Source organism: uncultured Nostoc sp. (genome assembly GCF_937863485.1).
Lineage (GTDB): Bacteria > Cyanobacteriota > Cyanobacteriia > Cyanobacteriales > Nostocaceae > Nostoc.
Window position 1 is genome coordinate 51571 of the sequence record NZ_CALMFY010000174.1, and the last position, 22013, is coordinate 73583.

The following is a 22013-nucleotide window of genomic DNA, read 5'->3' on the forward strand; positions in this document are numbered from 1 at the left end:
TCACTTATTTCTCAACAAATTCTTTCACCACTGCCATAGCATCAGGAGGAATCTGTGTAATTAGGCGAAATGGAAATGCGGCAGTTGAAGCAAACTGGGCATAATCTGATGTCAGAAAGATAGCGTAGTTTTTAGCTTCTGGAGTCATCTGTGCAGCAAACGCCAAAGCTATAGCTTTAACGTACTTGCGAACATCTGCTGCTTGTTCACCCACAACTTCACCGCCACTGATTGGTGTATTCGGTTGTCCTATCTGATCCAAAGTCTTACTGGGGTCTTTTACACTCAGATGAGTACCCCCAACTATGCCAACTAGCCATTTGGGAGATGGGATTTTGTTAAATCCTATAATCTGTTCAGTTAAAGCTGGGGTGGTTTTATCTGCGGAACCTGCTAACACTAGGGTAGGAACTTGCACTTTAGTTAACCCAGTTTCGCCAAAAATCAGAGAAGTTGTCGGATTGAGAGCGATCGCCTGTTTTATTCTGGTATCCCGTAGTTGATAGCTATTTTCTGGTAGTTCTTGAGCGATGCACTGCATAGCTTCTCCCAGACTCAAGATAGTCAAGTTCTTTTTGCACCGTTGTTTGAGATGTTCCAGTTGGAACTCTGCTCCAGCAAGTGCTAAAGCTGTACTACCACCAAAAGAATAGCCAATAACCATCGCTTTATTGGTTGCAAGTTTCCCTTGAAGCGGATTATTAGCTGTTTGATTGAGCTTTTCTAATTCGTCGAGAACAAAACTAATATCTTGAGGGCGATTCAAAAACTCCTGAGGCTTCATAACTCTGGTTTTGCCTTGAAATGCGAAGTTTATATTTGCCTCATTACTACCGGGATGTTCTAAAGCTGCTACCACATAACCGTGGGATGCTAAATGTTCTGCTAGGTAACGCAAGTCCGTGCGGACTGACCCAAAGCCGTGAGAAAATACAATTACAGGTTTATTGGCAGTTGCAGCAGTTGACCAGTAAATATCAACTGGAATTTGGCGAGCGCGCTTTTGGTCATTCAGGCTTAAGTTGAGTATTTTTACTTGAGCTATTCCTGGTTGGCTAGGATCAAAAGGGAAAGGAATCTGCGGTGTTTTCGGGTCGAGTTGGGGAGAGATGTCTGACGACAAGCCGCTATGCGTCAACGCTAGCATAAATTGCTGGGTACGCCAAAAAGCTGTGTTCAAACTCCTTGTAACTATAAAAGCCTGTGGCAAATTAATTTCTAGGCGTTTACTGGGATAAGCAGCGATAAAACTCAGTATAGAAAGACCCTGCGGTGCAGTAGAGCCTAATACCAATCCTGCTCTAAGTGCTTGTACCCCAGCTTTGTCTTTTCGGGCTAAGGCCGTAGCGAAGTCATTGAGAATAGTTGTGCCAATCTGAGTATTAACTAACTTATTAACAGTGACAACACTCATCGGTACATTCATGCCCAGCGCCCCCAAGAAAAAGCGGCGTTGTTGTTCAGATAATTTTTTAACGTAAGGCTGCAAACTCCCAGACAATTTCCCAGTTTTTGCAGCCTTTTGCAACTCAGCAAGGGAGATGGATTCTGTAAATAAACCCAAACGCACAACAACTGTGTCAGCCGCAATCGCCGAAGTATTTGCCCCAAACTGTGTCAGTACAATTGCGCTAAAGAAACCCGCAACTGTCTTAATATTTCCCCAACTTTTTCCCACAAACTTTTATACCAATTGTTACTTACGGGAATATAACCAATATTTGTGTATTTGACTACTCTATTAATTGTCTAGAAACAAAAGCAAATTTTTTCTTGAATTTAATGGCGATGTCTAAGGGCGGGCTATGACGCTCGAACGCAAGAGCGTGTCGCAGACAAGACTCGCTCTAAGCGTCGCTTTTATATCCAGGACTTACGCAAAATCATGAAAAAACGAACCGCAAAGGACGCAAAGGACACAAAGGAATAAGGTTTCAGAGAGTTATTGCGTAAGTCCTAATATCCTCAAAGCATCTGCTAATGCGAACAGAGCCACATCAAAAGCAACGAATTGTAAAATTCATCACAGCTAAAAATTTGAGCATAAATCGGTGTTTACAGCCACAAAAGTCCGATTGTTTCTCAACTAAGTTTAATACTGTAACGAAGCTCTAAAACAGGGTAAGCGATGCCTGCGGCGGTAAACTACGCATCTCCAATCTGCACTTTTTGTGAACTGATATCTTAAGTGCAATTTTTTTTGACAGGAAACTTTAACCGAGCGCTGAATGTTTTGTCTTTGCCCCTTAGCTTGCTGCTGTGGCTGCACAATCATTACTCATCAAATACCAGCTGCATCAACAATTTTTCTTGGCTTTATGCGTCACAGACTCCGCTATATTTTAATTTTGCTGCTCTCCCTGAGTATTATTACATTTTACTGGCCTGTGAATAATTCTGATTGCAATTCCAAGGCGATTCTTGCATCAAAAACTACAAAATTCCAAGTACATGCTACTAAGGTTATTGTTCAGCCGTGGCTTGGTCGTCACCATATATATGGAATCTTTATGATTCCTGATAAATACAAACAAGCTCAATTTTTTGTGTTAACAGTTAAAGGTGCTGGCAGTTACTGTTCAAAACAATTTGGTTATCAAAAAAACTTTAATGATATCTTTGCTGAACCAGGAACTTATCTGCTAAGGAAGTTTATTAGAACTCGAACAGCTCTGCGGCTGATTCTCCAAGGTTTGTATTCTCAGATCAATGATAAACAGAACTGGACGTTGACTTTCCCTGAACTAAAAGTTGGTCAACATAATTCGTAATTATAGCCCCATGCCTGTTCGTACAGCGTGTCGTAGGCAAATAAGTAATGAATAAATTTATTTTTTCATTACAGCTATTTTCAGGTAAATAGGCCACGCCCTATGTGCACAGCATTGCTGTGTGCCTACAACATATGTGGTTCAAAGAAATGAAAACTGCTGTAATAAATTAAGTCACTCTGTCCCTGAATTGATTAATTACGAATTAGGAATTATTTACTCAGCTTGGTGGTTGAGTTTCCAAAACCTCATTTTTCTCTAACAAGGCAGTAGTAGCATTGATTACAATCTGTGCTGCTCCTGTGAAAAACGATCGCTCGATAGTCGCTGGAACATCGCTAGGTTTATGATAGTGGGGAGTCCGTAAATTTGCGGTATCTGTCACCAGCACAGCGCCCACACCCTGATACCAAAATGGTGCATGGTCGCTGCGTAGGGTGTCTGGTGTCAGTAAACCTTTAAAAGGAATTGGTAGTGTTAGGACTGGTGGCAAATTTGATTCCTGTTTATTCAGAGCGGTTGAGCGGAACATCTGTGAGCTTTGAAAGGCATTTAGCAAAGGCAAATGTTCTGTATCACCGACTACTGCCAAAAAGTCGCCCTTGTCGCTAGGTGGGGTAACAGGCAATCCGGCAGGGTATTTTTGACATCCAGGAGTGTAACATGCATAACCTACCATATCCATAACGATCGCTCCGCCCAAGTTTTGCAAGCGTGGTGTCTTGCTAACGAAAGCCTGACTACCTAAAAGTCCTGCTTCCTCTTTGTCAAAAAAAGCTAGCTGTAACGTCCGTGGGGTGGGACGGGAACCTAGCAACCGAGCAACTTCCAGCACCACGGCTACACCACTGGCGTTATCATCAGCACCAGGGGATAAGGGAACAGTGTCGTAATGCGCTCCTACGAGAATTGCTTTAGCGGCTTTGTTAGTTCCTGGGCGTTCGGCAAAAATATTCACACCGTCAGAGAACTTTTCTAATTTGGGCTTCCAGCCTAATTTTCTCAGTTCAGTTGTGATATAAGTGCGAGTAAGCGATCGCTCTGTTGTTGTATAGCGCTGAAAATTCAACTTTTGTATATGGATTAACAGCTTGTCACTAGACACTTGCAGGGTACTGTCAACTTCCTTTGACTCTAGCTGTGGTTGGCGTGTTTCCACTGGAATGCTTTGAACAATTGCTGGTGACGGACGCTGTTCAAAAAACGTACTACCTCTGCTACCCACCACCGCAACTGCCATCAGCACCAACAGCATCAGCCAAATCCATTTTCTCATGTGATTTATCCTTGGCTTTCAGACTTAGGGTAGCGCAAATCCACAGGTATAACTTTCCAAGATTGCTAGGAAGGGTTTAATATTTTGGTTCCCTAAATTCTTAAATAAGCCTGCAAAGTCACTTTGCAATAAGTTTAATTGTCTATTTTAAGACAATTTTCTTTAAACCAATCTGCTATCGACTCTTGAGTCTCTTGATCAGTTGAAAGTCTTTTTATCATTAATACAACTTCTTTTTCTGGCACTTCTAAAGAATAACCGTTCAATATCAGAAAGGTAGCCATCGAAACGAAAGCTACTCTTTTATTGCCATCTATAAATGCATGATTTTTTACAAATTCAAAAGCATAAGCAGCAGCTAACTCAAAAACAGTTGGTGTAGGTTCACCATAAGCAAATAAATTTTTAGGTCTATCTAAACTAGCTAAAAGCAGATTTCTATCTCTTATACCTATAAGTCCGCCGTGTTCTGCTAGTTGTTCTTCGTGCATCGTTTTAATGACTGCCTCACTCAACCAAAAAATCTCATTCACTTAGCTAGCTCACGAAGTGCATTCCTATACTTAATGCTTACTTTTTGATAAGCTTCCATAGCCTTTTCAAATTCAGACTTGTAATGTGTTGTTTGAGGATTCCGAGAATGTTTCGTAACTAAAAATACCCCATTCTTACTATGTCTAAACTTTAGACTTTGAAAAGATGGTATCAATTTGTTTTTGATCTTACGAAGTCTTAAGGTTTGCATGATAAACTCAAAAGTAGTGGTTAGAATTTAGAAGATACAAATGTTGACGGTAATCCTCAATTAAGTTTTGGTTAATCAGTTACTATACTATAAATTATTTGTGCAAGAGGTTTCTTTTACTTTACAGATTGACTCTTATGACAGAACATTCATGTTGATCCTTGTTGCAATGGTCTTAGCAAGATGTCCCAAAAATACTCAGCAGCTCCTTGTTGAGACAATAATTTATTTACATTCTGTTGGCTTGCAAAGAAAGCCATTCCCAAAGGTTGCAGAAAAAGAGCGTATCCATCATCAACTATAGACATAGATTCATTAATACTATTGTCACTTCCTGAAGCATTTGAGGAATATGCAATATCGTTTCCATAAAGATGGCTACTTCCTCTTATCCAAATTCGACATTGAGTAGCTTTCTTTCCCCCAATGTAGACAATAGCCGAAAAATGATTTGCATCTATACGTTTAAAATGTGTACCTACTTCTGGATTTCGCTTGGATAATTCAGCAAGTGAATTCTCAAAAAAGTTGGCTATGTATTCAAACAATTCCTCTACAAATTGATCTCTGTCTCGATCCGAGAATGTTTGGCGAATACGCAGATTGCTCGATCTTGGTATATCCAAAATTTGTGGTTTGACAGCAGAACCGTAACTTATGCTTGGTGGCGTGGAATTCTGACGGAGTTGTAAGCGAGTAATTGTCCGTTTTACAGCGTTGACTACTTCAAGAAAAGCATCGTCTTGATCGGGGAATTTTGTGATAGGCTTGCCATCAGTTGGCATGACCAAGAGCCTGCCAAATGGCGCACTGGGCCAATCGCATGGACGCAGGATGACTGGTATAATGTGAGATTCTCCTTGCTCATGCTTTTTCATCGCACGTTGCATCTCAATGTCATAACAATAATTGGAAGCTAGAAAATCTGAACTGACTAATAAAAGGATGATGTCTGCTTCTTCTAAGTTTTTGCTTACTGCCTTATCAAATTCCTCACCAGCAGTTATTCGCCGATCATGTCACGTCTCAATGAAACCTTGCCTTTTTAGCATAGCAAGATGAACTTCCAGCTTATCGCGCAGGGTTTCATCCCGATGTGAATAAGAGAAAAAAACTGTAGCCATTCGACAATTATTAATCAAAGGCAGGTATTTACTTATGATTAATACCTTTATATCTTATAACAGTACAAAAGAACTAATTTCCGAAAGTAAACATCAAGTTTGACAGTTCGTCTTTTGACACAGAGCGCAACTTCACTTACAGTGCCCCACTAGAGGAGTGCTGAGTACTGAGCAAAGAAGAAGAGAAAAGAATTTATTCTTAATTCTTCAAAATCTTTATTCTGACACTCAGGACTCATGACTCAGAACTCAGGAATTTTTTTATGGTAGATTTGTTGCTGATCACAATCCTGGGGTTCCTGGGGAGTTTTGGACATTGCTTTGGGATGTGTGGCCCTCTAACAGTGGCGTTTTCCCTGTCTCATCAGCCGAAAATTCCACAAAAAGCTTCCTTGGGACGGACATCAACCTTAGAAAAGTCCGACACTTGGCAACAGCAATTAAAATTTCATCTTTTGCTAAACCTGGGGCGGATGTTGAGCTATGCTCTAGTCGGTGCTGGGATTGGGGCGCTGGGTTCGGTATTGCTGCAAGGTGGACAACTAGCGGGTGTTGGCAGCGACTTCCGGCGCTGGATGGCAATTATAACTGGTGTAATGCTGATTTGGTTTGGCTTAGGACAAGTAAAACCCGATTTGCTGCCGCGCATTCCCGTGTTACACCCCTTATTACAAGGTAGTTTACACGATCGCCTCAGCACAGGAATGGTTAAGCTTTCCTTCAAAACCAAATGGTGGACGCCAATGCTTCTAGGAATGACTTGGGGTTTAATGCCCTGTGGTTTCCTATATGCTGCCCAAATTAAAGCCGCTGAAACTGGCAATTTATGGATGGGTGGGGCAACTATGCTGGCTTTTGGCTTGGGAACTCTGCCCACAATGCTAGGTGTAGGCGTTTCCACATCATTGGTAAGTAAAGACAGGCGCAGTCAGTTGTTTCGATTAGGCGGTTGGGTAACACTCACCATTGGCGTCATCACCTTGTTGCGGACTGGTGACACAATGGTAGATTACACCGGACACGCCGCTTTATTTTGCTTAATCTTGGCGCTAATTGCGCGTCCTATTAGTGGGTTGTGGGCTTCACCACTGCGTTATCGCCGCGCCTTGGGGGTGGGAGCTTTTGTGCTTTCTGTGGTTCATACCGCCCACATGATAGAACACTCATTGCAATGGAATTTTGCCGCCTTTGATTTTATGCCACAAGAATTTCAGTGGGGTATGGCTGCGGGTGCTGTAGCATTGGTATTAATGTCCCCCGCCGCTTTTACGAGTTGGGAATCCTTGCAGAAATCTTTGGGCAAGCGTTGGCGACAGATTCATCTATTGGGTGTGCCAGCCTTGCTCTTGAGTGCCATTCATGCTGTGTTGATTGGTTCCCATTACTTGGGTTCCTTGCAATCAACTTGGGGAAATAAATTAGCGGCAGTATTGATGGGAATTATTACCTTCAGTGTCTTGCTAGTGCGATCGCGCTTTTTTTGGTCAAAGTTAGCCGTAGAAAAGTTTTATGTTCCCCCAACTAAATCGCGGTAAATCATCTTTGTTTTCTGGCTCCATCCCAACGAGTCAAAAACAGAGACGTTACCCGCTCAAAGGCATTTCCTGGCATCAAGGAACAATAAAGTATTTATTATTCCTGAGTTGCTTAGTCATCTCAATAACTAATCTTTACCCGGCTGCTGCTCATCAGGTGGAAGTAGCTGGAGATGTCGGTGGCACCCTCCACGTTGAACCAAATGATAACCCCCAGGCTGGAGAACCAAGCCAAGTCTGGTTTGCACTTACCCGCAGAGGTGGAAGGGTGATTCCCCTGTCACAGTGTAATTGTCAGTTGGCTGTTTATGCCGAACCCTATGCAGCCGGAGAGCCACCACTCCTAGAACCACAGTTAGAATCTGTGGCAGCTGAACGCTATAAAGGCATCCCAGGTGCGGAAGTTGTCTTTCCCAAGGCAGGTATTTATGAGTTGCAACTAAATGGTAAACCAGTCTCTGGGGGAAGATTCAAACCGTTTAAGTTCAAATTTGAAGTTACTGTGGCAGGTGGATCTACAGATACTACACGAAGCCTGCGAGATGTCAATGGGGATTTAGTAGAGGGTGAATCTCAGAAATTCCCAATTTGGGCGATCGCACTTCCAATCTTCGCATTTATCGCCATCTTAGTTGTTGTACTCCAAAGTATGAGAGGCGGTAGGGAGTAGGAGAGTGGGAAGGGAGACAAGGAAGCAATTTTTCTTCCTTGTCCCCCTTGTGCCAATGAAAGCACAGGGGTGTGCCACAATCCAAGAAATATTAATTACTTATGAACAAGCGACTTATTGATTATGTTCGAGAGATTGATACTGGTTCGGAAGAAATTTTAAGCAGTGAATTTCGCTCGAAGAATACAACGCTGACATTAGAGTTAAGCTAAAGTTCATCCAAAATTCATGTTCAATGTCATCAAATCTACTTATGTCGCTTTTGATGCCACTGCCACGCATGAGCAACAATATCTTTTATGGAAAGGTACTGAGGTTGCCAGCCTAAGATTGTTCTGGCTTTTTCGCTGGTGCCAATCAGAATTGGGGGATCGCCAGGACGGCGATCGCGTTCTTCGACTGGTATCGAAATTCCTGTCACCTGTTCGGCAGCTGCAATGACTTCTCTGACGGAGAAGCCGCTGCCATTACCTAAATTGAAAACTTCGCTATCGCCACCTTTTAATAAATATTCCAATCCCAAAATATGGGCATCTGCTAAGTCATTAACATGAATATAATCTCGAATACAAGTACCATCGGGCGTAGGGTAATCGATGCCGAAAATTGAGATGGATTCTCGTTTGCCTAAAGCTGTCATCAGCACCAAGGGAATCAAATGGGTTTCTGGGTTATGATCCTCGCCAAGCAAGCCACTGGGATTAGCACCAGCAGCATTAAAATAGCGGAAACGTACTGATTGGAAACCGTAAGCAACATCAAAATCAGAAAGAATCCGCTCTACCATTAGCTTTGTAGCGCCATAGGGATTAATCGGATTTTGGGGATGCGTTTCTGGAATGGGTACAAATTCCGGTACACCATAGGTGGCACAGGTAGAAGAGAAGACAAATTTATTCACAGATGCTGTCAGCATCGCTTCTAACAGAGTCAAAGTACCAACAACGTTATTGCGGTAATATTTAACTGGGTCAGTCACCGATTCTCCTACGTAGGCGTATGCAGAAAAGTGCATCACAGCGGCAATATCGCGGGTTTTAAATAGGTGATCTAGCAAGGCGCGATCGCCTGTATCCCCTACTATCAGTTCTACTTGTAAAACTTTTTCTACCAGGTCACGATGCCCATAGACCAGATTATCAAGGATGACAACGTTATAACCCGCTTGCTTCAAAGCAAGCACTGTATGAGAACCAATATATCCAGCTCCCCCCGTTACCAAAATGGTAGGCTTTCCAGACGACATAGTTTTTCCTTTTGAGTGGATTACTCAATTAATTTAGTTTACCGATGCCACATTACTCTTCTGGAAAATTATAAATAATAGACGCAGTGTCAAAAAATTGCACTAAAATCACTACGACGGTAGTCTTTGGGTGTGAGGTTTGAAGTATTTTAAGTCAAACAGTGCGATTACAATTTGACAATAAAATAAATCCATTTCCCGAAACCTCTAGGTTGACCCTTACGGGTGACGCTCCTAGCGTCGCGATCGCTAAGAAGTTGCCAGTTGTTTTATGCCGGGAAACCATACATAGCAGTTCTTTTTGGGGAGCCACTTCTTCAACTAGGGTTCTCCCGGTTGAAGAAGTAGCGTGGAAACCCCGATCAAAGCGGACTGCCTCACCACCACACTGGCTCACCGCACCAGAAAATTTGAGAGTTAATCTATGTTTCTATTGCTAAGTCGGGTACTGCTGTGGCTGCTGATTGGCACTATCGTATATTCTCTGTTCCAGCGATTTTATCCCTCTGGAAGTTTTGTCGGGCGATTGATCTTAGTCGTTATTCTAGTAATCATAGCCCTATCATTTGTTAACCCCAATGAACCAGCTGTAGCCTCGTTGTCGAGGATGCTGTCTTTTCCACTCAAGCCTCTAGGAGCCTCTGTTTTAATGATGATTTTTGCAGCTCAGAGAATCAAAGGAGGCGGGATAGACAAACCAGGTGGATACTTGGTAGGTTGGGCACTGACGATTTTGCTGTTAGCAAGTACACCAGCAGTCGCCTATTTACTTTATAGGGCACCTCTAGCAATGGCAGGTGAAACCTATGTAGCAACTGCTGCACCAACATCTGGGATACTGGTGGCATTAGGACAACAAACCACCGCAGCAAACATTTCAGATGTGACAGACGATCGCATTCTTTCTTATAATTTGAGAGTGCCTCCCTACCTATTACAAGGAAGTCCTCAAGATATTCGCGCCCGCGGTTTACGACTTGAAGACTTTGTACCGAATGCGGAAACATTGCAATTGACAACCAGAACTTGGGAAAATTATCTCTTTGAAATTTACAGGTTCTTGCGTGTTCAGCGGTAATAAAGTTAAAAAAGTAAAACTACAAAAGGTCACAATGCCACGCCCTAGTACCGCAAGGCGGAAGTTAAAAATCACTCATTCAAAAGTCAAAAGAATTATATTCCGGGCTTTTGCGCCATTTTTAATGGTTGGTTTATTTGCGCCGTGCTGTACTAGTAGCTGGATTAATTTAGGCTGGGAAAGCCACCAGAATACCAAGAGTTTAAGTAGACGTTACCATTCGGCTTTGGGCGAAAGGGAACGGCAATAACTATCAGTTGAAAGAGGTAACAAAAGCTTAATTTATAAGCGATATTCCCTCTACATAGCTGCCCTCTTGGACTAGCAGTTAATCTAGGATGATAAAGTTGCAAAATTGCTTTAATGGCAAAATCTCGACGAATCGCTAAACTCAGTGCTTACCTACGACCCCATTGGCGGGAAACGTCCTTAGGAATTCTCGCTTTGTTGTCTGTCAATGCACTGGGCGTTTATATTCCTTGGTTGATTCGTGCTGGTGTTGACAAACTTTCGACAACCTTCAGCTGGAACCAAATCCTACATTATGTAGTAATCATTGTCTTGCTCAGTTCGGCAATGTGGCTAATGCGGATGGCATCCCGCATTTGGCTATTTGGGGTGGGGCGTCAGGTGGAATTTGACCTCAAACAACGGATTTTTGAACACTTACTCAAGCTGGAGCCAGCTTATTTTGCCAGTAATACTGCTGGCGATTTGATTAATCGGGCTACCAGTGATGTGGACAATATTAAGCGGTTATTGGGTTTTGCAGTTTTGAGTTTGGCAAATACGGTGTTTGCCTACGCCCTAACACTGCCAGTAATGCTGGCGATTAGTGTGGATCTCACACTAGCCTCTCTGGCAGTGTACCCTTTTATGTTCTTGTTAGTGAGTTTGTTTAGCGATCGCTTACGCAAACAACAAGCAGCAGTCCAAGAGCAACTCTCTGACATCAGCGAACTCATCCAAGAGGATATCAGTGGCATTGCTTTAATTAAAATCTATGCCCAAGAAGCAAACGAGCGGCGAGCCTTTGCTAAAAAAAATCAGCAGCTATTGACTGCTAACCTGGAACTGGCAAAACTCCGAAATACACTGTTTCCGCTAATTGGCGGACTAGCCAATGTCAGTTCACTAGTTATCATCTGGCTAGGAGTAGGGCGGATGTCTTCTGGGACCCTTCAGGTTGGCGACTTTTTAGCACTGTTAATTTATGTAGAGCGTCTAGTTTTTCCTACTGCTCTTTTAGGATTCACAATTACTGCCTACCAACGGGGTGAAGTTAGTATCGATAGGCTTGAATCTATTCTCTCTGTCACACCGAAAATTCAAGACAGAGCCGATGCCATACATCTACCAGTGGCTGAACTTAAAGGGGAACTGACAGCTAAAAATCTCACCTACAATTACCCTGGTTCTACTACTCCAGCTTTAGAAAATGTTAACTTTACCATTACTCCGGGAGAAACCGTGGCAATTGTTGGGGCCATTGGTTCGGGTAAATCTACTTTGGCGAATGCTTTGCCGCGCTTGTTGGATATTGAATCAGAACAATTGTTTTTAGATGGGCTGGATATTACTAAGATAGCTTTGGCTTCTTTACGAGGTGCGATCGCCTACGTTCCTCAAGATAGCTTTCTATTTAGCACTACAATCAAAAATAATATCCGCTACGGTGACCCAATTAGCGAACAAGAGCAAGTAGAATCTGTCGCTCAACTTGCCCAAATTGAATCAGAAATTAACAATTTTCCCCAGCAATACGAAACTCTTGTTGGTGAACGCGGTATTACTCTTTCTGGTGGTCAACGACAACGGACTGCCTTGGCTAGAGCGATGCTGGTCAATGCGCCAGTGTTAATTTTAGATGATGCCCTCTCTAGTGTGGATAATCAAACAGCCACACAAATCCTCAAAAATCTCTCTGGTGGTACTGAACGCAAAACAGTAATTTTCATTACTCATCAATTATCGGCAGCGGCAGCTGCTGACCGAATTTTTGTAATGGAAAAGGGAAGAATTGTTCAGATAGGCAATCATTCACAACTGGTGCAACAGCAGGGTCTATACAGAACTTTGTGGAGCCAACATCAAGTTGAGGAATTACTGCACTAATACAACATTTAACCTTAAGGACAATTTCTTATGCAGCGTGTATAATTTATCATTCAATATTTGATAAATTATCTCGTTTATGCTGGAATTTTTACAAAATTTTTTTACTGATAGCTCATTTATTCCACATGGACATTGTTACCTCTGGAAGCCGAGTTTAGTGTGGCTAAACATCTTCTCAGATTCTCTGATTGCTTTGGTGTATTATTCTATTCCCATCGCCCTTGTTTACTTTGTCCACATGCGAAAGGATTTCCCTTTCAAATGGATACTTTTATTATTTGGAGCTTTTATCGTCTCTTGTGGTACAACTCATGTGATGGATGTATGGACACTTTGGCATCCAACTTACTGGCTGTCCACTTTCATCAAACTTATTACGGCTATTGTCTCACTATATACAGCGATCGCACTGTTACCCATCATTCCCCAGGCTTTGGCTTTGCCAAGTCCGGCAGAACTAGAAGCAGCTAACTGTCAACTAAAACTTACCTTAAAGGAACTTGAAAATACGCAAGCTCAACTGATTCAAACTGAAAAAATGTCTTCATTGGGGCAATTAGTTGCGGGTATTGCTCATGAAATTAATAATCCTGTGAGTTTTATTGAGGGTAATATCGTTATTGTCAATGAATATATTAGAGATTTACTCAATTTGATTACGTTTTCTCAAGAATGCAATTACCATTTAGTATCAGAAATTCAAGCTTATATTGAAGAAATCGACCTTGATTTTATTAAAGAAGACTTACCGAAAATCTTATCTTCCATGAGAATGGGAGTTGAGCGCATCTCCAAGCTAGTTTTATCTTTGCGGAACTTTTCACGGCTAGATGAAGCGGGAAAAAAAGAAGTTGATGTCCACGAAGGTCTTGATAGCACTCTCTTAATTTTACAAAATCGTTTGGAAGCTAAAGGAAATCATCCAGATATTCAAGTTATAAAAGAATACGGCAACTTGCCTAAAGTCGAGTGCTATCCTGGACAACTCAATCAAGTATTTATGAATATCCTGAATAATTCTATTGATACTTTGAAAGAATCAATAACTGGTTGTCATTTGTTAGTGGACAATGTAAAAATAACTCGCAACCAACAACTGACAGCTAAGAATCTCCAGATTCGCATTTACACTGAGGTTTTAGACAGTAATCAAGTGATAATTCGGATTGCTGATAATGGCTGTGGGATGACAGAAGAAATAATGCAAAAAATATTTGATCCATTTTTTACAACTAAACCTGTTGGTTCGGGTACAGGTTTAGGGATGTCGATTAGCTACCAAATTATCAACAAGCATGGTGGTCAACTCAAGTGTATTTCTGCACCGTTTCAAGGCACAGAGTTCATCATCCAGATTCCGATTCGGTTCAAGTCTGTTTGATGGTAATTTGGTCTACCCATTAAGACGTAAAACAACCATTCTCAAACACTACCGTTTTCGGAATTACAGTATGCCCGTTCTGCTAATGTGACATCTAACACGAATGGATTGTCATTACCTTGAAATTGGGCGATCGCATGACTACGTTCTATTTCAGTAATATCTGGGAGGTCTTGCTGATTCCATTTACACAAAGTCTGACGCTGATTCTGAAAGTAATTTAAGTCTACCCCTTCAGCCTGATTCCGATAAATGGTGTAAAAGTAGAAAATTGCCCTGGCTATATCTCCTTTTACTTTCTCTCTAGGCTCAAATTCAGAAGATGCTGATTCGCTAAACTCGTCAATTGCACTACTAGGAATTGTAGATTGAACTGTATTATTTCGATACCATTTCTTAGTACTTGTATCGGCTATATCGTCGAATGGTTTATTGCCTCGCTCACTATTAATATCTTCTCGTGCAGGAAATAGATGGTGAAGGTCACTTCGGGAATTACCCTTGTCAGCACCTTTACTTTGTGGCCAAACATGTTCGGTATTCAGCCCTAATTTTTCAGCTTCCTGATTAGGATTGCCATTACCAGTTAAACGAATTGGGTAACTGGCATAAATGTCTGTCACAATACCTGCTCGGTTGTCAATAATGCCAAACATTTGGTCTCTTGCCCGATCATAATTCAAGATTTTGCTTGGCGTATACTCCTTAGCTAGTTCGTCAACTAGAGCGAATTTGGATAATTGAGGCAATATAATTGCCGAATCACTTGCAGGAGTGGGTTGGCTAACGGGAGGGATTGTGTCAGAGGTGGACTGGTTAGCAGGTAATGTAAATGCTGCAATCACGGGATCATGGTCGCTGACAGGCTTACTAAAGCCAATATTGACATGCACAATGTCGATTTCAGGTTGAGCAACACGAGAAAGATTTTCACTGACCAACAAATGGTCAATAAGTTCAGGATTTCCACGGAATTTGAAAGTAAACTGATCGCTAAGAGGTAAACGAACCGTCAGATTCTCAAGAATGTTACCCTCCAAGGTCTTTAGAGGTAAAGAATCTGGTAAATCGTTTAAGTCACCTAGTACAATTACATTGGCTTGCGGGTCAACTTGTAGTAGTTGCGCTACGAATTCATTAACGATTTGGGCTTGCTTGACTCGTTGAGCATCGCTGGGAGAACCTCCAAGCTTGGAAATAAAGTGATTAGCAATGATAAACAGTTTTTGATCGTTAAATATAAATTCTGTCGCAAGTGGCTTACGGCTTTGATCGAAAGCATTATTCGTGGGGTCAATCCGACCTGGATTGAGCGAGAGGTTAAGACCATTTGAACCTTGAGTAATAGCCACAGCATCTAATGAACCGCCTCTTCTGGGCAATTTTGCTAGAGTTATCCGGTTGGGTCGAAATAATAAACCGATACGAATATTGCCTCCAGGTTCTCCACCATCTTGATCGTCGCTGGGCGCAATATCAACAAAGTCGTATGCTGGACTACCGATATTTTCGAGTGCAGCAATCAGTTTTTGGTAAGTCTGGTTTGCATTAACAACATTATCATTGATTGGCCCGTTGTTATCTTGAACTTCAATTAAACTGATGACATCTGGTGCGTTCAAATTATTGCCAATAATTTTGGCAATCTGATCAAAGCGTCGATCTTTTGGGTCTAAATTCTCGACATTAAAAGTTGCAACAGTTAATACATCCTGTGAATTTTTCAGAGATGTTGTTTCACGTTCTGCAACTGAAGGTAAAGGATCTGGTAATTGAGCTATTTGACTAGCTTGCAGTGGACTAACCCATGCAAAGAAGATGAGAGGAATACTAAGTAGTAGTAATTTGATAAATTTCATTCTCTCTTTCAATGAAGATATTTTCTAGATTAGTCTTCTTCTTAATAGAGTTCAGTTAAGATAAGTTTTAGATTGGGTTAAGTGAAGCATCCCATACCATTTTGAATTTTAGATTTTAGATTTTGGATTGAGAAAGTCTTACCCAGAGTGATTTTCACCTAACTATGTGTCGTCTTGTTTTTTAAAATTAGTATCACTTGGTAAAAAATACCAGGAGAAAAGGAAATCGCAGCTACATTTTTAAACCACATTTGCGGTCGAGTAGATACCGTTTTGAATGTCAAGTATTGATGATTAGTGGTAGCGATGTCTGCGGACAACTCTTGGAGAGGCTACGCCAACGCTTATGCAGACCGTTGTTAGAAGACTTTTAGAATAACCGTGGATTTGCATAACTTGATGAAGCTAGTGTAATCTGGCGTGATTACCACGTTAGTTTTATTGGGTATGTGGGTAGTATAAATTACCGAAAAAACTAATTTGGCATATGGTAATGTTCAAAACGAAATTATCACAATCCCATGCATGGGGAGAATTTTACACCTTGAAGTTAATGCATCGCCATATTGGGGCGATCGCAGTTCTAATCTTAATTAGCTTACTGAGTTCATTGAGTGGAATACCAGATCATCATACTATCTCTAACTGCTGGGAAGGCTTTCTCTGGGGACTGGCAGATCCAGTAATTGGCTTGGATCGTTTAACTGGTATTGTTGCTATTGGCTTACTCTCATCTGTATTTGTTCGTGGCGCTGTGATAGCTGGATGTTTTGTCTTAGCAGCAGTCTTGGGCATTGTAATTCATTTATTCCAGCTAAATTTACTAGGCACAGAAATAGCCATCGCCATTTCTACCATCGTTTTTGGTACTATGCTGATGATGCCAAATCAACCAAACTTTATGGTACTTGCTCTGGGGGGCGTCAGTGCTGGTTTATTTCAGGGTTACGCTGATGCTGAATCTATTATTGGGGCAGGAATGATGTCATTAGTTGCCTATATACTAGGCATTATCTTAACTCTGTTTGCAGTTACCATGAGTGCTAAAAAAATTGGTGTTGCGATGGGTATGGGAGAAATAAACCGAATTTTACCCTGGAAAATTAGCATTGCTGGCTTCGGTTTCTGTGCGATCGGGATCGTGTTTTTGAGCAATTCGATAATTTAAATCACATATTTCAATTCAGTGGAATACATTCATTCGTGGGGGCGTACACTTTACCGTGCGCCCCCACTGTGTGTTCGTAATTAAATTTACAGCGGGCGCGTAAATCTAGCTACCATCTTAATTAACAAGACTTGGGGCAAAATCCCTTGTTAAAAGTAGGCAAGCTTCTGTGTACATTCACAAATTAAATGTTGCAGTTTAACAAAATAAACCTCATCTATGCTGAGAACCATAGTTTTTGCCCTCACCCTAAATCCCTCTCCCAAGTAGGGAGAGGGACTTCTTTTTGGCTCCGCTTCTGGCAATATTGGGAGAAGGGGCTGGGGAATGAGGGTTTTTCTTTTCATTCGGAAAGAACTACAGTTTTCAAGGTGGACGCAGTTTAATGTCGCTAGCTTTTCTTCCATAACTTTTAGGAGATGATGCGGTTCAAGTAGACTATCAATTATCTGAACTGTTGGCACAAGCTAAAGCTGGGAAGCAACACAAGACATGATTAGGGAATTGCTTGACGGTGCTGGAAATCAAGGCGCTGCAAATTTGCCATCTCAACTGGGAACCATAAAAGAAGCAGCAAGGGATATTAGCTTATCGGCTGTATAACAGGCTGGGCTGCTAAAGATGTCGCTTACAACAGCTTAGTGATTTCCTGGCCAGAAATTTCTCGCCTCGCTGCTGAAACCGAAGAAAAGATTCCTTTATAAGTAGCGTTGTTTTAAAGATGGAATTTGAAAAGCCTTCATTACCCTAACCCCCTCTCCCAAATTGGGAGAGGGGGAACAAGATCACAAGAAACTAATCCTACTCCCCTCTCCCAGCATGGGAGAGGGGCTGGGGGTGAGGGCGCTTCTGACAACTGGCAAGTCTCCCCAGTCCTCCACCAAAAAATGAAACAGGTAGCCCGTCAGTTTCGCAAAGAACCTACACCTAGTGAAGCCATCCTGTGGCAAGCCTTGCGAAATAGAAAGTTAGAAGGTAGGAAATTCCGTCGTCAGCAACCAATTGGCTGTTTTATTGTTGATTTTTTTGTACAGCAGAACGTCTAATCGTTGAAGTAGACGGAGCTATTCATGAATCTCAAAAAATTTTAGATCAACAGCGTCAAGAATTACTTGAATCGTTGGGATTACGGTTTATACGTGTTAGTAGCGATTTAGTGGAGACAAATTTATCTGCGGCTTTAGAAATTATTAGTCACGCTTTTATCCTAGATAGCCCTCATCCCCCAGCCCCTTCTCCCAAATTGGCACAAGAGGAGTAATTTTACCCCTCTCCCAGGATGGGAGAGGGGCAGGGGTGAGGGCAAATTTAACTATAAACATTAGTATAAAAAATCAAGGATATTTTATTAGTTGCTCATTACTATGTACTACTACCCAGAATTGAACTGTCGCAAAAACCTTCCCTGTGTAGGGCGGGTTGAAAGTGACGCAGGGCTTAGATTAGCCAAAATGATCTAGTTGGCTAGCCTCAAATGTTGCAACACAATATTTGTTAACGGTTATCTAGAACGAACAACGACACTAATTGATGAAATAGCGACATTGATCTGTGAACAGCGACATCTAATTTGTGAATGTACAGTACTAGTGAATAAGCTGATCCACCTCTGCGCTAATCTAGAAGTTATATCTAATAAAGGCTTATGACACCTGAAGAAATTGTGGGTACGCTAACAGAATTATTTGGTACATCGGCTGTTCATGCGATCGCTCCTGGATCGTGGCAAGTAGACATTTCTGGTTTTCGGCTGTTGGTACTGCTTTCCGAAGATAATACTTGGCTGCGAGTTTTACTGCCTATTGTACCCGCAAAGGAAGGGCAACCATTTTTAGCACAGTTCCTAGAAGCCAACTTTGATGACACTCAAGAAGTACGTTACGCTTTGTATGAAGGGAAAATTTGGGGGGTATTTCAACATAATACTAGCACTTTAGTAAGTACAGATTTGTCCAATGCAATCAACCAACTTGTATCTCTTTATCAGGCTGGATTAGATAATGTCTTTAATCGACTAATTGAAAGCCGCATCCGGCAAATTATTCAGGCAGCAAAACAACAAAGACAATCTTTGCAAGCTACAATGCAAACCTTAGAACGCTTTTATGCAGAAGGATTAATGGGCGATATAAATCAAACCCCAGAGACGCGAGAAAAAATCCTAACTGCTTGGCGGCGTCAGTTAGAAAAATTATGGAATGAAGGTTGATTTCAACTTTTAATTAGGGATTCCTATCTGCGCCACGTTTACATATTAAAGTAATTTATACATCCATCTATTTATCATGGATATCGTTGAAATCCTCAAAGAAGACTATCAAAGATTCCCTGTAAATCAAACTTACAGCATTTACACTCCAGACGTTTATTTTCAAGACCCGCTGAATAAATTTCGTGGTGTTAAACGTTACAAACAGATGATTAATTTCATCGAGACTTTGTTTTTAAATCCCAAAATGGACTTACATAGCATTCAACGTTTGGGAGACACAATAAAAACTGAGTGGACACTCAGTTGGAACACTCCTCTCCCCTGGAAGCCACGGATTTCTATTCCTGGTTGGAGTGAATTAGGTCTTAACTCTGATGGTTTAATTATCTCACATATCGATTATTGGAATTGTTCACGCTTAGATGTGGTGAAGCAGCATTTCTTTGCTGCAAAAATGTAAACAATTAAAGCTTGCTCTAATTCCCTCCTTACAGCCTTTTTCAGTTAAATAGACCACGCGGTAGGGGCACAGCATTGCTGTGCCCTTACAACATATGTGGTTCAATTAAAAGCGATCATCATCAACATCGCGACATTCATCATCAACATCGCGACATTCATCATCAACATTGCAATATTCATCATCAACATCGTGATATTCATCATCAACATCGTGATGTTCATCATCAACATCGCGATATTCATCATCAACATCACGACATTCATCACTAACGTTAAAGCAATCGTCCAAAAAACCAGGTGTAATATCTGAATTAAGAGAAATTACTCAGAATTATATATTAGTTTTTTAAGAAATAAAATTATTCACGAATTTTACTGAACCAGAAAATAGCTTTCCTGAGTCAAACTAGTTCTACATCGATTCAGTAATCAAAAACCTAACCCCTTAGCTTCCTTCCCTACAAAAGAAGGGGGAGCCAAACTCCTTTCTTTGGTTCAGGGTTGGAGGAGAGGTTTTTCCAGGATTACTGAATTAGTCTTCTAAAAATCTCTCTAACGAATATTATCTATGCCCCGTCCAAAACGTACATCCCGTATTTTAGAAAAAGCTGAATTTAGAGCCGCTGGACTGAAAGCAATTGATTCAAATCTGGATTTTGGTGAGAATTGCGATTTACAAAATCTGACTCAATTGATTGAACAGTTCCGCATTCTGCTTAATGCTTATAACATTGATATAGCTATGATTGACTCTTCCAAAACTAAAATTGATGAGATGGAAAAAACCTTGAGCAATCTTACAGATAAGTTAGTGAGGGGCGTTGCTTTTAAGTATGGCAAAAACAGTAACGAATATGAACTGGCGGGTGGTATTCGTGATAGCGAACGTGTCCGCAAAAGCAGGTTAACCCGCCTAAAAGCTCGTACAAAAGAAGTCTTAGATGAGAATGCTAAAACCGTTTAGTATAGCACGGTCTAAAGCAGAAAGCAAAAGTGAAGAGAGCTTCTAACAAGGGACATGAAGAATAAGCAAATGCTACTTGGGCATGACATTTGTTGTTGACTACTGCGATACCTTTGGTTGGCTTTGCCTACGCAATTTATTCTATTCGCTGATGCTCTTTAATAAGCAAGGTTTGTATACAGTTAATATCATGCAATACCATGCATATTATCTTATGCATTTTGTACTATAGTCTCATTTTTGGTAATGTCTAAAAAGTTGCAATCTGCAAGTTTCAACAATTTTACTTGTCTAAGTTCTGATTAGAGTTTATAGTTATACGGTGTTTTCCCTGACAATTTCTCGGCAGATTTTTACCATGATTTATTCTCAAAAATTGCAGAAGTATTTAGCAGCTTTCTCTTTATCTGTAGTATTAATAGCTGATTTAGTAATCACACAAAAAGCTCATCCAGTTTTTGCCCAAACGGGAAATTCATCTATCGGTAATGCTGTGACATTGAGTTGCAATGATAGTGAAGCGACAATCAAAGCTAAAAATGGCCCCAAAGTAGTTAATGGAAATACAGCCATTTACATTGGTTATCAGCAAGTCTCATCTAATAACAAAAATCCCGTAACTATCCGTTTTAATAATGGTATTAAAACATGGTGTCGGACTGACTACGAAACAACGAATGACGACGGTACAGGTTACGGATTGTATTGGGATGGGGCGAATGTTTTATACGGCGTTTACTCCTCCACTGGTAGTCAGACTGGTAATGATTTTCGCCGCTTTGCTAGTGGGCGTTGGTTGTCTAGCTATGGTAGCGGAGGCGGGCCAAAAGTCGCAGTTATAGCCCGGATTAATCCAGCCAATGGCCAGGTTGACTATGCCACATTTTTATCTGCCAAAAAGGCGGATAATGGGCAAACTAACTCTTTAGTTGTCAAAAGCCTATCATGGAATGGCACAAATTTGACTGTGCAGGCAAAGTCATGGTGGACTCCCCGTCGCGCTAATACAAATTCTATGACTTGCTCTGGTTCATCACCTTATCAATACACAGCAGTATTCACTGGCGATTTAACAAAGGTTAACTCAGCTTCAGCTCTTACCTGTAGTTAAAAGGGAAGGATTCAACTCTCAAATTGAGGAAGCATATTTTTTCCAGTTGTTTGAGAATTGACCCCATCTATAGGACTGATATTTGATTTTTGAAATATACGTAGGGTGCGTTAGCCAAAAGCTAACGCACCACCTCTGATTCTAGGTGCCGTACTCAAGGGCGATAACACAACGCCAGTCCGCTCAAGTCGGGAAACCATGCACGGCAGTTCCTCCTGGGGGAAACCCCCAGACGCTCTCTACGAGACGCTACGCGTAGCTTGCTTCCCCGAAGGGGTACGCAGGCTCGCTAC

General features: G+C 41.4%; 19 protein-coding genes and 2 pseudogenes. 12 read left to right on the forward strand and 9 right to left on the reverse strand.

Annotated features, from left to right (window positions below; all coding sequences use genetic code 11):
- Positions 1-4: 4 nt before the first annotated feature.
- Positions 5-1678 carry an alpha/beta hydrolase gene (locus tag Q0541_RS23380; RefSeq protein ID WP_298916138.1) on the reverse strand — a complete coding sequence of 558 codons (1674 nt, stop codon included), beginning with the start codon at positions 1676-1678 and terminating at the stop codon, positions 5-7.
- A 640-nt stretch (positions 1679-2318) separates the two neighbouring features.
- Here Q0541_RS23380 and Q0541_RS23385 point away from each other — a divergent pair.
- Positions 2319-2771 carry a hypothetical protein gene (locus Q0541_RS23385; protein ID WP_298916143.1) on the forward strand — a complete coding sequence of 151 codons (453 nt, stop codon included), beginning with the start codon at positions 2319-2321 and terminating at the stop codon, positions 2769-2771.
- A 220-nt stretch (positions 2772-2991) separates the two neighbouring features.
- Here the strand turns inward: Q0541_RS23385 and Q0541_RS23390 are convergent, their stop codons facing one another.
- The 4 genes and pseudogenes from Q0541_RS23390 to Q0541_RS34580 form a co-directional block, all read right to left on the reverse strand.
- On the reverse strand, positions 2992-4047 hold the full coding sequence (locus Q0541_RS23390; RefSeq protein ID WP_298916146.1) for a M20/M25/M40 family metallo-hydrolase: 1056 nt from the start codon (positions 4045-4047) through the stop codon (positions 2992-2994).
- Between the two features lie 134 nt (positions 4048-4181).
- Positions 4182-4580: a type II toxin-antitoxin system death-on-curing family toxin gene (locus Q0541_RS23395; RefSeq protein ID WP_298916149.1), complete on the reverse strand. Its 399-nt coding sequence runs from the start codon at positions 4578-4580 to the stop codon at positions 4182-4184.
- Between the two features lie 361 nt (positions 4581-4941).
- The gene (locus Q0541_RS23400; RefSeq protein WP_298916152.1) at positions 4942-5577 is read right to left on the reverse strand and encodes a hypothetical protein; all 636 of its coding nucleotides are present in this window, start codon (positions 5575-5577) and stop codon (positions 4942-4944) included.
- Positions 5578-5613: 36 nt separating this feature from the next.
- Positions 5614-5799: pseudogene (locus Q0541_RS34580) on the reverse strand (toll/interleukin-1 receptor domain-containing protein); the annotation flags it as partial.
- Positions 5800-6179: 380 nt separating this feature from the next.
- On the opposite strand from Q0541_RS34580, the gene Q0541_RS23405 reads away from it, so the two are divergent.
- The gene (locus Q0541_RS23405) at positions 6180-7451 is read left to right on the forward strand and encodes a sulfite exporter TauE/SafE family protein (RefSeq protein WP_298916155.1); all 1272 of its coding nucleotides are present in this window, start codon (positions 6180-6182) and stop codon (positions 7449-7451) included.
- The gene (locus tag Q0541_RS23410) at positions 7426-8121 is read left to right on the forward strand and encodes a hypothetical protein (protein ID WP_298916158.1); all 696 of its coding nucleotides are present in this window, start codon (positions 7426-7428) and stop codon (positions 8119-8121) included. Before Q0541_RS23405 ends, Q0541_RS23410 begins: the two co-directional genes overlap by 26 nt.
- 247 nt (positions 8122-8368) lie before the next feature.
- On the opposite strand, the gene galE is transcribed toward Q0541_RS23410, so the two are convergent.
- Positions 8369-9367, reverse strand: a complete 999-nt coding sequence (gene galE / locus Q0541_RS23415) for a UDP-glucose 4-epimerase GalE (RefSeq protein WP_298916161.1) — start codon at positions 9365-9367, stop codon at positions 8369-8371.
- A gap of 154 nt (positions 9368-9521) precedes the next feature.
- Entirely contained in the window at positions 9522-9764 is a 243-nt protein-coding gene (locus Q0541_RS23420) for a hypothetical protein (protein WP_298916164.1), read from the reverse strand.
- A gap of 27 nt (positions 9765-9791) precedes the next feature.
- On the opposite strand from Q0541_RS23420, the gene Q0541_RS23425 reads away from it, so the two are divergent.
- From Q0541_RS23425 to Q0541_RS23435, 3 genes are all read left to right on the forward strand, one after another.
- Complete coding sequence (locus Q0541_RS23425; RefSeq protein WP_298916167.1) at positions 9792-10445, forward strand: hypothetical protein; 654 nt, start codon at positions 9792-9794, stop codon at positions 10443-10445.
- Positions 10446-10808: 363 nt separating this feature from the next.
- A complete protein-coding gene (locus tag Q0541_RS23430; RefSeq protein WP_298916170.1) occupies positions 10809-12560 on the forward strand; it encodes an ABC transporter ATP-binding protein in 1752 nt (583 codons plus the stop codon).
- 160 nt (positions 12561-12720) lie between these two features.
- Positions 12721-13944, forward strand: a complete 1224-nt coding sequence (locus tag Q0541_RS23435; RefSeq protein WP_366941921.1) for an ATP-binding protein — start codon at positions 12721-12723, stop codon at positions 13942-13944.
- A gap of 41 nt (positions 13945-13985) precedes the next feature.
- Here Q0541_RS23435 and Q0541_RS23440 read toward each other — a convergent pair whose 3' ends face one another.
- On the reverse strand, positions 13986-15803 hold the full coding sequence (locus Q0541_RS23440) for an endonuclease (protein WP_298916176.1): 1818 nt from the start codon (positions 15801-15803) through the stop codon (positions 13986-13988).
- A 493-nt stretch (positions 15804-16296) separates the two neighbouring features.
- Here Q0541_RS23440 and Q0541_RS23445 point away from each other — a divergent pair, with 493 nt between their 5' ends.
- The 4 genes and pseudogenes from Q0541_RS23445 (at position 16297) to Q0541_RS23460 (ending at position 19643) form a co-directional block, all read left to right on the forward strand.
- Positions 16297-16971 (forward strand): HupE/UreJ family protein, encoded by a 675-nt coding sequence (locus tag Q0541_RS23445; protein WP_298916179.1) that lies wholly within the window; start codon positions 16297-16299, stop codon positions 16969-16971.
- Positions 16972-17858: 887 nt separating this feature from the next.
- Positions 17859-18232 (forward strand): annotated as a pseudogene (locus Q0541_RS34585) (DUF559 domain-containing protein).
- A 384-nt stretch (positions 18233-18616) separates the two neighbouring features.
- Positions 18617-19180, forward strand: coding sequence for a hypothetical protein (locus Q0541_RS23455; RefSeq protein WP_298916186.1), 564 nt, complete (start codon positions 18617-18619; stop codon positions 19178-19180).
- Positions 19181-19256: 76 nt separating this feature from the next.
- Positions 19257-19643, forward strand: coding sequence for a DUF2358 domain-containing protein (locus Q0541_RS23460; RefSeq protein WP_298916188.1), 387 nt, complete (start codon positions 19257-19259; stop codon positions 19641-19643).
- Between the two features lie 105 nt (positions 19644-19748).
- Here the strand turns inward: Q0541_RS23460 and Q0541_RS23465 are convergent, their stop codons facing one another.
- Positions 19749-19934, reverse strand: coding sequence for a hypothetical protein (locus tag Q0541_RS23465; RefSeq protein ID WP_298916190.1), 186 nt, complete (start codon positions 19932-19934; stop codon positions 19749-19751).
- 279 nt (positions 19935-20213) lie between these two features.
- Between Q0541_RS23465 and Q0541_RS23470 the strand changes: the two genes are divergently transcribed.
- Together Q0541_RS23470 and Q0541_RS23475 are read left to right on the forward strand one after the other, a co-directional pair.
- Positions 20214-20609: a hypothetical protein gene (locus Q0541_RS23470; protein WP_298916193.1), complete on the forward strand. Its 396-nt coding sequence runs from the start codon at positions 20214-20216 to the stop codon at positions 20607-20609.
- A gap of 358 nt (positions 20610-20967) precedes the next feature.
- On the forward strand, positions 20968-21720 hold the full coding sequence (locus Q0541_RS23475; RefSeq protein ID WP_298916196.1) for a hypothetical protein: 753 nt from the start codon (positions 20968-20970) through the stop codon (positions 21718-21720).
- Positions 21721-22013: the final 293 nt, after the last annotated feature.